The organism is Roseburia inulinivorans DSM 16841, assembly GCF_000174195.1.
GTDB classification, from domain to species: Bacteria; Bacillota; Clostridia; order Lachnospirales; family Lachnospiraceae; genus Roseburia; species Roseburia inulinivorans.
Map to the genome: position 1 here is coordinate 1 of NZ_ACFY01000171.1, position 12,485 is coordinate 12,485.

The 12,485-nt window shown below is 42.6% G+C and carries 8 protein-coding genes and 1 pseudogene; 1 reads left to right on the forward strand and 8 read right to left on the reverse strand.

What is annotated here, in order from left to right:
• Positions 1–636: 636 nt before the first annotated feature.
• The 8 genes and pseudogenes from pyk to ROSEINA2194_RS19260 all read right to left on the reverse strand — a co-directional run bounded on the left by pyk (position 637) and on the right by ROSEINA2194_RS19260 (position 11,717).
• The gene (gene pyk / locus ROSEINA2194_RS19225; protein ID WP_044929021.1) at positions 637–2,409 is read right to left on the reverse strand and encodes a pyruvate kinase; all 1,773 of its coding nucleotides are present in this window, start codon (positions 2,407–2,409) and stop codon (positions 637–639) included.
• 355 nt (positions 2,410–2,764) lie between these two features.
• Positions 2,765–3,697 (reverse strand): carbamate kinase, encoded by a 933-nt coding sequence (arcC, locus tag ROSEINA2194_RS19230; protein ID WP_044929018.1) that lies wholly within the window; start codon positions 3,695–3,697, stop codon positions 2,765–2,767.
• A gap of 160 nt (positions 3,698–3,857) precedes the next feature.
• Positions 3,858–4,472: a ribosome biogenesis GTP-binding protein YihA/YsxC gene (yihA, locus tag ROSEINA2194_RS19235; RefSeq protein ID WP_007890818.1), complete on the reverse strand. Its 615-nt coding sequence runs from the start codon at positions 4,470–4,472 to the stop codon at positions 3,858–3,860.
• 61 nt (positions 4,473–4,533) lie between these two features.
• A pseudogene (gene lon / locus ROSEINA2194_RS19240) lies at positions 4,534–6,860 on the reverse strand (endopeptidase La).
• A gap of 51 nt (positions 6,861–6,911) precedes the next feature.
• On the reverse strand, positions 6,912–8,189 hold the full coding sequence (gene clpX / locus ROSEINA2194_RS19245) for an ATP-dependent Clp protease ATP-binding subunit ClpX (protein WP_007890829.1): 1,278 nt from the start codon (positions 8,187–8,189) through the stop codon (positions 6,912–6,914).
• A gap of 26 nt (positions 8,190–8,215) precedes the next feature.
• Complete coding sequence (gene clpP, locus ROSEINA2194_RS19250; protein WP_021923286.1) at positions 8,216–8,797, reverse strand: ATP-dependent Clp endopeptidase proteolytic subunit ClpP; 582 nt, start codon at positions 8,795–8,797, stop codon at positions 8,216–8,218.
• 323 nt (positions 8,798–9,120) lie between these two features.
• Positions 9,121–10,464 (reverse strand): trigger factor, encoded by a 1,344-nt coding sequence (tig, locus tag ROSEINA2194_RS19255; RefSeq protein WP_007890831.1) that lies wholly within the window; start codon positions 10,462–10,464, stop codon positions 9,121–9,123.
• Positions 10,465–10,652: 188 nt separating this feature from the next.
• Positions 10,653–11,717, reverse strand: a complete 1,065-nt coding sequence (locus ROSEINA2194_RS19260) for an FUSC family protein (protein ID WP_044929020.1) — start codon at positions 11,715–11,717, stop codon at positions 10,653–10,655.
• Positions 11,718–11,922: 205 nt separating this feature from the next.
• Here ROSEINA2194_RS19260 and ROSEINA2194_RS19265 point away from each other — a divergent pair.
• A partial coding sequence (locus ROSEINA2194_RS19265) for a TetR/AcrR family transcriptional regulator C-terminal domain-containing protein (protein WP_007890833.1) occupies positions 11,923–12,485 on the forward strand: 563 nt, incomplete at its 3' end.

Sequence of the window (12,485 nt, forward strand, 5' to 3'; positions counted from 1 at the left end):
AACGGTACTAAGAAAGTATCCATCGTGATTTCAAAATCCAATTACATTGGCTTTTGAAATCGCAATGTCTGCTTTCTAAGGACCGGCCGCTCCCAAAATCCTGAAAACAAATCAGTTCAATTTTTTATTTATCCAAGACTGTGTGGCATGCAATATCCAGATTGTGAAAATCCGTCAATCCAGAATACGAGCGGCAGAACCCAAAGATGAAACTCCGGGAGGTGTGCCCTTTATCATTGGCGAATCGCAAGGCATTGAGAATAACTGAATTTAATCGACACCTCCTTGTATAGGCACTCATCCCATAACCGTGAGTTCCATAACGTAAATTGCAGATTTTGTGGTGCAATTCATAGCGTAAATTGGGCATGTATAAGCGTCCTCTCACTAGTCATTCACAGCGTAAATGAAAGAAAAACGGTACAGACAAATATGATTTCCTTTGTGAGCCATGGAGATAAGACTCTTTGAGGCTTATCGGAATGCCCGGCGAACTGGAACATCATATTTCGTCTGTACCGTTTTTCTTTTCATAAACCGATAAAATCACGACTTGTGTGAGGACGCTTATATCTGCCCTTCAAGCCCTAAGAAAGCACCACAGAATCTGCGACACCACGCAAGTGAAACTCTGGTTTAGTTCGCACTTACAACCCCGCTCTCGCAGTCCACTTCAACGTAAGCACTGGTCTTTAAGACATTCAATGCATTTTTAGCTGCGATCAGAACCGGAATATCAAGGCTTAACCCTGCGATTGCTGCATGACAGTTTGCACCCTCTGCTTCTACGATCAGTGCGGAAGCCTGACGCATCTGTGCCATCATTTCATTTGTGGTGTCTGCTGCGACAATGATATCACCGTCTTTAAAGCTTTTTAAATCTTCATTGCTGTGGCACACACAAAGGTTTCCAGAAATTTTCTTTCCGTTTAGCCCTTTTCCTGTCACAAGAATATGTCCTGCGACCTGTACTTTGATGAGGTTCGTTGTACCGGATACCCCAAGTGGAACACCACCGGTCAGAACAACTAATTCCCCTTTGGAAACAAATCCTGCCATCTCTGCCACATCAACTGCCTTCTCAAACAACTGGCTTGCATCCTGTTCCTCTGTGATAAGAATCGGTTCTACACCCCACTCAAGGTTTAACTGACGGCATACCTTTTCTGTCAGGCACTCACCAATGATCGTGCAGTTTGGACGGTATTTGGAGATCATTCTCGCAGTACGTCCGGACTTCGTTACCGTCACGATTGCCGCTGCACTTAAATCACCAGCCATCGTACAGGTTGCATGTGAGATTGCGTTTGTCACATCCGGGTTACACATGGTCCTGCGCTGTCTGAATCTCTGTAAATAGTTGATATCATGCTCTGTGCGGGTTGCAATACGGACCATTGTTTTTACAGCTTCAATTGGATACATTCCTGCAGCAGTCTCTCCGGATAACATGATCGCACTCGTTCCGTCATAAATAGCATTTGCAACGTCTGTGGACTCTGCTCTTGTTGGTCTTGGATGTTTCATCATGGAATCTAACATCTGAGTTGCTGTAATAACGATTTTTCCAGCCTCACATACTTTTTTGATGATCATTTTCTGCATAACCGGAACATCTTCCAATGGGATTTCAACACCCATGTCACCACGCGCTACCATGATACCGTCGGAGACACGGATAATGTCATCGATATTGCGGACACCCTGCATGTTCTCGATCTTGGAAATGATCTTAATATCCTCGCCACCTTTTTCTGCAAGGATTTTGCGGATTTCCATAACATCCTCTGCGGTACGGACAAAGGAAGCTGCGATAAAATCATAATCATTTTCTACCGCAAAACAGATATCTCCGTAATCTTTTTCACTGATAAATGGCATCGTGAGGTCAACGTTCGGAACGTTCACACCTTTTTTATTGGAAATCACACCATCATTTAACACTTTACAGACAATATCTCTTGCGTTGACCTTGGTATTCACTGGTTTTGCAACCGGTTTGATCTCTACAACTTCCAGACCTACCAGACCATCATCGATCAGAATATGATCGCCCGGCTTTACATCATCTGCAAGATTTTTGTAAGTGATTGATACGCGCTCATCTGTTCCAGGAATATCATCGGTTGTCAGTGTAAAAGTCTGACCTGTCTTTAACTCTGTTTTTCCTTTTTCAAATTCTACGAGACGGATTTCCGGTCCCTTTGTATCAAGTAAAGCTGCAACATATTTTCCCAATTCTTTGCGCAGTTTGCGAAGCATTTTTAATCTTCCCATCTGCTCATCATGCGGTCCATGCGAAAAATTGAAACGTGCAACGTTCATTCCCTCTTCGATCAATGCTCTCATCACCGCTTCATTGTCGGTGGATGGTCCTAACGTACAGATAATTTTTGTTCTTCTTGTCATAAATTCTTCCTTTCTTTTTATGGTTTCATTTTTCAAGTGTTCCTGCTGATTTTTATTCATTCGAAATGCGTATGCCTCTCCTGATTTCTGTTATAGTTTTAACAATCTCCTTAAATCAGCACGGAGCCTGCGGACCAATCTCTGCAAAACTTAAAACTTATACACTTTTCACAATAATACAGACTCTTCTCTTCGTTTTTATTCGTATTCTTGTGAAAAATGTATAATAAATTTTAAGTTTCTTCTTTGGTACGGCGGCTCCATCTACGGAGAGATTATACGAAATAAACATAAAAAAAGCAAGCTTTCTTTTGTAAAAAAACCTGCTCTTTTTGTAAACATTATGTCAAAAACATTATTTTGTGATCATGGTTCCCATACCGCCATGGATATTTGAACCATCTTTGTTCAATTTTGTGATCAGAACGGATCTGATCGCAGAGTCACCGATAAAGTTGATGGCTGCCTCTATCTTAGGAAGCATATCGCCCTCACCAAACTGTCCCTGCTCCATGTATTTCTTTGCTTCTGCAACAGTCATGGTTGATAATGGTTTTTCATCCGGCTGTCCATAATTTAAGCATACATTGTCAACACTTGTCAAAATAACAAGCATGTCTGCATTCAGAAGTTCTGCCAGTTTTCCTGCTGCAAGGTCTTTTTCAATAACAGCACTGGCACCCTTTAAGTTGTTGTCCTGCATTAATACCGGGATTCCGCCGCCTCCACAGGCAACTACGATCTGGTCAGCATCGGACAATGCTTTGATTGCATCGATCTCCACGATATCCATTGGCTTTGGCGCTGCAACGATTCGTCTGTACCCGCCTTCTATTTTTACAACGTGATTTCCTTTTTTCTCCTCTGCCTCTGCTTCCTCTTCCGTCAGCACACGTCCAATGACTTTGCTTGGTTTGTAAAACGCCTCGTCATATGGATCAACCACAACCTGTGTAAGGATCGTAGAAACGGGTTTATAGATTCCCTTGTTCAATAATTCCGCACGGATCGCATTCTGTAAATCGTAACCGATATATCCCTGACTCATTGCAGAACATACAGACATTGGTGTTGCAGTATATTCCGGATATAATTTACAAAATTCATTCATAGCAGTATGGATCATACCAATCTGTGGTCCGTTGCTGTGTGTGATCACAACCTGATAATCTTCACGGATAAAATCTGCCACTGCCTTTGCTGTTCGTTTCGTTGCCTCTTTCTGTTCAGGAAGTGTTGTTCCCAATGCTTCATGTCCAAGAGCAATCACAATTTTCTTCTTTTTCATCTCTACCATCCTCCGATGCGCCTTTATATTCACAGAACACCCAGAAAGTATCTCCGGGTGCTTTTTGTCTTGTCTGACACTTATACTATTATTTTACCATGAACGATTTTGCAGTGCAATGTCATTTTTACATTACAGGCCGCAGGCATTCTGCGAACTGTTATTTATCTTCTTCCTCAGTTTCCTCCTGTGGCAGAACAAAGGAATCGATAACCTCCCACAGTTCATCCCTTCCCTGCTTTGTCTCGGAAGAGAATGGAATGATCACCGTACCCGGCTTTACTTTCAGCCCTTCGCGGATTGCTTTTACATTCTTCTGGATCTGGCTTCGCTTGATCTTATCAAGCTTTGTGGCAATGATAATCGGTGTAAATCCCTGATAAACCATCCAGTCATACATCATTTTATCGTTTGCAGACGGATCATGACGGATATCGATCAGCAAAAAGACTGCCTGCAGTTTTTTTGAAGTATGGAGATAATTCTCAATCATTTTTCCCCATTTTTCCTTCTCACTGGAAGAGGTCTTCGCATATCCATAACCAGGCAGATCGACCAGATACATGGCATCGTTGACATTGTAAAAATTGATGGTCTGCGTCTTTCCCGGCTGCGCCGACGTCCTTGCGAGCGACTTGCGGTTTAACAGCGCATTGATCATGGACGATTTTCCTACATTTGACTTTCCTGCAAATGCCACTTCATTAAATGGATTGTCTGGTATTTTACTTGTGATACCACAGACAGTCTCCAAATTTACACTTCTAATTACCATTATCTTTTCCTCTACTTATTGCAGTGTGCAGACTGCACACCACATCCTACCTATATTTAACCTATTTCTGTTCCTTTACAAACGCCACATCCAGCACGTCTTTCATCTGCTCCACAAACACGATTTTCAGACCTTTTTTGATCTCCGGTGAAATCTCATCTATATCCTTCTCATTCTTCTTTGGCACACAGATGGTCTTAATTCCTGCATTTTTGGCTGCCAGTGTTTTTCCTTCAGTCCACCGATCGGAAGCACACGGCCGCGAAGTGTGATCTCACCTGTCATTGCGACATCAGCGCGGACCGGTGTCTTCGTGATCGCCGACAACATGGCTGTCGCCATCGTGATTCCGGCAGACGGTCCATCCTTCGGCACTGCACCCTCCGGGATGTGGATATGGATGTCATTCTCCTGGAAAAACTTTTTCGGAATATGATACTCTTCACTGACAGAACGGATATAGCTGATTCCCGCCTGTGCAGATTCCTTCATCACATCTCCCAGCTGTCCGGTCAGCTGGAACTCACCTTTTCCCGGCATGATGTTGACTTCAATCTCTAAAGTATCTCCACCAACGCTTGTCCATGCAAGTCCACGGACGATTCCTACTTCATCCGTATCATTTTTCTTATCAAAACTGTATTTCTCTTTGCCGAGGAACTTTTCAAGATTCTGTTCTGTAACTTTAATCTTCTCTTTTTCTCCCTCGTAAAGCGGTCTTGCTGCTTTTCTGCATATCTCACCAAGCTTACGTTCAAGATTACGCACACCAGCTTCCCTTGTGTAACCACTGATGATCTTTGCCATCGCTTTGTCTGTGATGGCGAGCTGCTCCGGTCTGATCCCATTGCGCTCCATCTGCTTTGCGAGCAGATGCTCTTTGGCAATGTGAAGCTTCTCATTCTCTGTATAACTGGTCACTTCGATCAGTTCCATACGGTCTAACAGCGGCCTTGGGATATCCTGCACAGAGTTTGCTGTTGCAATAAACAGCACTTCTGAAAGATCGATCGGTATCTCAACATAATGATCCCGGAACTTCTTATTCTGCTCCGCGTCAAGCACTTCCAGCAATGCAGACGCCGTATCCCCCTTGTAATCGCTGCTCATCTTATCGATCTCATCTAACAGCATGAGCGGATTTTTCACGCCGGCGCTGCGCAGTCCGTTCACGATACGTCCCGGCATTGCTCCGACGTAAGTTCTTCTGTGGCCGCGGATCTCTGCCTCATCCCGCACACCACCTAGACTGATCCGCACATATTTTTTATCTAACGCTTTTGCAACGGATCGTGCAATACTCGTTTTACCGGTTCCCGGCGGTCCTACCAGACAGATGATCGGGCTTTCGCCCTTGCTGGTGAGATTGCGGACAGCCAGAAATTCTAACATACGCTCTTTTACTTTTTCCAGCCCGTAATGATCGGCATTTAAAATCTGTTCGGCATTTTTCAGATCCTTGTTATCTCTGGATGTCTTATTCCATGGAAGCTCCAAAAGTGTTTCAATATACCCTCTCGCCACAGCGCTCTCAGAGGAGCTGGAGCTGATATTTTTAAAACGGTCGATCTCTTTTTTGATCTTCTCTTTCACTTCTTTGTCTGCCCTGATCTTACCCAGAGCCTCCGCAAAATGATCTGCGTCTGATTCCGTATTATCTTCGCCAAGCTCCTCACGGATCACTTTCATCTGTTCTCTCAGCAGATATTCTTTCTGGTTTTTATCCACATGCGCCTTGACTTTCGCCTGAAAATCATTCTTGATGGCTATGATCTCGATCTCTTTTAATAAGAGTGCCATCAGAACCTCATAACGTTCGGTCATAGAAACCGCATCTAAGATTTTCTGTTTTTCCCCGAAATGTACCGGAAGGCTGTTGGCAAGCTGATTCATCAGTTTTTCCAGATCTGTGATCTCACTTAACTGGCGTTGCAGCTCTTTTCCCATTTTGGGATTGACGACCACATATTTACCAAATGTCTCCTGAATGCTCCGAAGCATTGCCTCCTTCGCTTCTTCTGGCAGTCCGTCATCCACTTCCTCGTCAAATCGAATGATCTCCGCAAGCAGATAGTCCGGATTTTCAAGAAAAGCGGACAATTCTGCCCGCTCTTTCCCTTCTACCAAAATGCGTACAATATTATTTTGTAACTTAATTACCTGCTTTACCTCAGCAATGATCCCGATCTTAAATAAGTCCTCAATATCAGGATTTTCCTGTTCCACATCTTTCTGTGCCACAAGAAAAATCTTCTGCTCATCCATCATCGCTTCTTCCACTGCCTTGATGGATTTTGCACGGCTTACGTCAAAATGGGCTACCATTCCCGGCAGGATCACCATTCCACGAAGGGCAACTGCAGGCATTTTCATAATCATTGTATCCATTTTCTATAATTCCTTTTTTCTTTAACAGCTTTTTGCACTGTTATCTTTTGCTTAAGAAGCCTGTTCTAACTTCTCAACAAGTGCTTTTTCTTCTTTCTCTTCGATCGCAAGATTCTTTTCTACATCTTCTTTGGTGATCTCACATCTTGTAATGCTCTCATCGGATGGAATATGATACATCAGATCTAATGTGACAGCCTCCATGATCGCACGCAGTCCACGCGCTCCGGTCTTTCTCTCAAGCGCTTTGTCCACGATTGCTTCGAGTGCATCCTTGTCAAATTCCAGATTGACGCCGTCTAATTCAAACAGCTTTTTATACTGTTTTACAAGTGCATTCTTAGGCTCGCATAAGATACGGACCATCGCATCCTTATCTAACATATCCAGTGTTACGGTTACCGGCACACGACCGATAAATTCAGGGATGAGTCCGAATTTCACAAAATCCTGTGGAAGTACATGTTTTAATACTTCCCCTACATTGTACTCATCTTTGGCGTGTACTTCTGCATTAAATCCAATGGATTTCTGGTCGAGACGTGTCTCAATGATCTTCTCCAATCCATCAAAAGCACCACCACAGATAAATAAAATATTGGTAGTATCAATCGGGATCAGTTCCTGCTGCGGATGTTTTCTTCCACCCTGTGGCGGAACAGAAGCAACCGTTCCCTCTAAAATCTTAAGTAACGCCTGCTGTACACCCTCGCCGGAAACGTCTCTTGTGATGGAAACGTTCTCAGATTTTTTTGTAATCTTGTCAATCTCATCAATGTAAATGATACCGTGCTGTGCACGCTCAATATCATAATCAGCAGCCTGGATCAGTTTCAAAAGGATATTCTCGACATCTTCACCCACATAACCTGCCTCGGTAAGTGTGGTTGCATCTGCGATCGCAAACGGAACATTCAACACTCTCGCCAAAGTCTGTGCTAAAAGTGTTTTACCGGAACCGGTTGGTCCGAGCATAAGAATATTACTCTTCTGCAATTCTACATCTGAATCTGATCCTGCCATAATTCTCTTGTAATGATTATAAACTGCAACGGACAAGACTTTCTTCGCTTTATCCTGGCCAATGACGTACTCGTCTAAAAATGCCTTCATCTCCTCCGGCTTGATCAGATTGATCTGCTCCGCAGGTTCTTCCAGATTTCCGTCAAATTCATCATTCTCCAACTCTTCGTCTATAATCTCGGCGCAAACGTCTACACACTCATCACAGATATAGGCTCCGTTTGGTCCCGCGATCAGTTTACGGACCTGATCCTGAGTCTTACCACAAAATGAGCAGCGCAGTCTCTCGTCATTTCTTCCTGTCATTTCTTATTCTCCAATGTCTCTATTTATTAGCGGCTTGTGATCACATTATCGATCAGTCCGTATTCCATTGCTTCCTGAGCAGACATATAATGATCTCTCTCTGTGTCCGCTGCGATCACGTCATAAGGTTTTCCGGTGTTTGCAGCTAAAATCTCATTTAATTTCTTCTTTGTCTTTAAAATGTTTTCCGCTGCGATCTGGATCTCCGTTGCCTGACCTTTTGCTCCGCCGGATGGCTGATGGATCATAATCTCTGCATTCGGAAGCGCAAGTCTCTTGCCCTTTGCTCCACCTGCAAGTAAAAATGCTCCCATGCTGGCGGCCATACCGATACAGATAGTAGATACATCACATTTGATGTACTGCATCGTATCATAAATAGCAAGACCTGCTGTTACCATTCCACCTGGGGAATTGATATATAAATGAATATCTTTTCCAGGATCCTCGGACTCTAAGAAAAGTAACTGTGCAACCACAAGGCTTGCTGTTGTCTCATTCACTTCTTCTCCCAGGAAAATAATTCTATCTTTTAATAATCTGGAGTAAATATCGTAATTACGCTCTCCTCTGCTTGTCTGTTCAATGACGTAAGGTACTAAACTCATATCTCTTACCTGCCCTTTCCTTTTCATAAATATAGTCGGAATCACACTATGCCGTGACCCGCACTTCTTTCACTATTGCAATATATCTGTCATACACTGCACTGATAAATATTATCCCACAAATGCAGAGACGTTGGAATAGGAAAAAAACATGTTTTATGAAAAATTAATATCTTGTTCGAATTTTCAAAAAATATTGAACTTTTTTCTCATCAGATGCAATCTGTCATAAATCTCAAACAGACCGGCTCATAAGAGCCAGTCTGTGATATTTCCGGTCTGCATATTATATGCAATCCTCTGTCTGCTGTACGCTGCCGGAATTATTCTTCTGTTCCTTCTTCTGCTTCAGCTTCTTTTTCTTTCTTTGTCTTAGCTTTTGCTCTTTCTTTTACGTTCTCCATAATTAAGTCAACTGCTTTTGTCACAGATAAATCTCTCTTAATGGATTCTTTCTCAGCTTCTCCTAAGTACTCTTTTAACTTGTCAGCTTCCATTCCGTACTGAGCTGCCATCTTCTCAACTTCTGCATTGATCTCATCTTCAGAAACTTCGATGTTCTCTTCTTTTGCGATCTGCTCTAATACAAGGCTGCTCTTGATACGAGTCTCAGCTTCTGGACGAACCTGCTCTTTTAATCCATCGATCGTCATACCGGAGAACTGCATGTACTGCTCCATGGAAAGACCGCTCTGTGCGATTCTCTGTGCGAACTCATTGATCATGTTCTCGCACTGTGTCTCGATCATAGCTTCCGGGATCTCCATTGTGGATTTGTCGATGATCTTCTTGATTGCTTCATCTTCTTTTGTACGTTTTGCTTCGTTCTCTTTCTCAACTTCAAGATGTTTTCTTAAGTCTTCTTTGTACTCAGCTAATGTATCAAACTCAGATACTTCAGAAGCAAATTCATCATTTAATTCTGGAAGTTCTTTTGCTTTGATCTCGTTGATCTTAACTTTGAATACGGCTGGTTTTCCAGCTAAATCAGCTGCCTGATATTTCTCTGGGAAAGTAACGTTAACTTCTACTTCATCCCCTGCATTGTGTCCTACTAACTGATCTTCGAATGTATCGATGAAAGAGTGGGAACCGATCTCTAATGGATGATTCTCTCCTTTACCACCTTCAAATGCAATGCCGTCAACAAATCCTTCGAAATCGATGACTGCTGTATCACCGTTTGCAACTGGTCTGTCTGTTACAGTTACAGTTCTGGAGTTCTTCTGCTGCTCTTTCTCAAGTGCTGCTTCTACTTCTTCGTCTGTTACAGTTGTGTCGATCTTAGTTACCTGAACACCTTTGTATTTTCCAAGTGTCACTTCCGGTCTTACAGCCACTTCTGCTGTGAAGATGAAAGGTTTTCCGGATTCGATCTGAACAATGTCAATTGTTGGTCTGGAAACGATGTCCTCTTTGCTCTCTTCCATAGCTGCTGCATAATTATCCTGAATTAAGATGTTTGCTGCTTCTTCATAAAATACAGCTGCACCGTACATTTTCTCGATCATAGCTCTTGGAACTTTACCTTTACGGAAACCAGGAATGCTGATTTTGTTCTTCTCTTTCATGTAAGCAGCCTGTAAAGCTTTTTCTACTTCCTCTGCTGGTACTTCAACAGTAAGTTTTGCCATGTTTTTTTCTAATTTTTCAACCTGTACACTCATTATAATGATTTTTCCTCCTTATATATATAAAATATCCATGTACATTTCACGCTTAATGCGCTAATCGAGCCACGTCCAAAGTCGCATAAACCCGCGGTTTTTCTGGCTCTGCCTAAAAATGGGCGTACTACGACTATCGCAGTCATTCTAGGATTATAGCACACACTTTTGCAAAATACCAGTGTTTTTTATGGTTTTACGAGGTTTTCTGCGATTTCTGCTCTTTTGCCATGCAATTTGTCATATACGACATTACAAACCACTGTATAAAGAGAGGCAGTCACATTGATCCCTGTCCGAAGCAGCAGCGCCATCGGCAGTCCGAACAATGAAGCTGCAATTGCAAGCGCTCCAAACGTGTTAAAAACCGTCTGCCATTTATATCCGGCAGAATAACCCACGCCGATCCCACCAATAATTCCGATTATACTTCTTCCTGACTCCGGCAGTATCAGATAAAGGACGAGAAACAGCGCACATCCGGCAATATTAAACACGCCCCTGTCTACCGCCCTCATTTTTCCATCCTCTGTAAATGGAAGGCAGACTGACATACATGCGATCCCTGCCCACATTGCTCTCGGAAGTCCAAGCAGTGAAACGATCAGCATTGCACTTGAGACGATCAGTGTCAGTTTCAGATACCATTGGTTTCTCGCAGACCGAACATCAAATTCCCGGAATAAATCCTTAAATGTCCTGCGATAAGGTCTGTTTTTCTGATTTTTATAAAAAACCGCCATGCACACAAGCATTCCCGCCGTAAGTCCGATCACCCGCATCTCAAAAGCTCTGCCACTCACATCATATCCATATAAGAGCAGATACCCGAGCACAAACGTGGAATGATTATGCATAATGACATTGTGACACCCAAAAATCATAAGAAGCAGGATACAGACACAATTTATAAAAAATGCTCCCACCGGAGATACCATATTTGCCAGTCGCGGGCCAGCCATCATGATCGTAAATATTCCCACAATGGACAACAATCCATGACTCGTCCGTATGCCAAAATCTGCCTGTCTCAGCACAAGCAGCGCCAACAGGACCGTTACTCCTACAACGCTGTTTTCCTGCCCTGTCAGTTTTGTATACAATGTGACAACCGCCACACAAAAAGCCATAACAAGATATACTTTAAAATTATAGATAAGAATATGACGCCATTTTTCTTTTTTGTCTGTCGTATTTTTGATCAACTGTTTTGAACCGGCAGAACTAAGCTGTAACTCCTGATAAAATGTCATTTTGTTGTCTCCTTCTCTTCTCTTTTGAATCAGCAAAGCGAAGAGTACTATACTTCAAAACATGGAGTCTGGCAAGTATAAAACCTCATTTTAGAAAAATTTTGGAATGTTTACTGTTTTTTCATATAGAAATATTTTCCGAACAGACTTGATTTATGCTAAAATGTGATTATCCGGAAAGGTCTGCACAAATGAGGAGAAAGCTATGGCAATCACAAAATCCAACGAAAGAACAAAATATGAGCTGGCAGATGCCATGAAACGCTGTATGAAAACTGCACCTGTAGAAAAAATCACTGTGAAGGAAATTGTAGAAGCATGCGGTGTCACAAGACAGACTTTTTACCGCAATTTTCAGGATAAATATGACCTCATCAACTGGTATTTTGACAAAATTCTCTTAGAATCCTTTGAACATATGGGGGAAGGAAAATCTGTCTATGAAAGTCTTGTAAATAAATTTACCTATATTCAGGAAGAAAAGCTGTTTTTCAAGGCTGCATTTAAAAACGATGACCAGAATTGTCTGCGCGATCATGATTTCCAGTTGATCACCGCTTTCTATACGGATCAGATTGAAAGCCGTACCGGCAAAAAGATTTCTCCGCATCTGCAATTTCAATTGGAAATGTATTGTCAGGGTTCTATCTTTATGACTGTCCAATGGGTACTTGGCTGCCGGAAATGCACACCGGAAGAACTGGCAAGCTCACTGACTGGCGCTATGCCGGCAGAACTGAGTAATGTATTCCGTGAGGTTGGACTGAT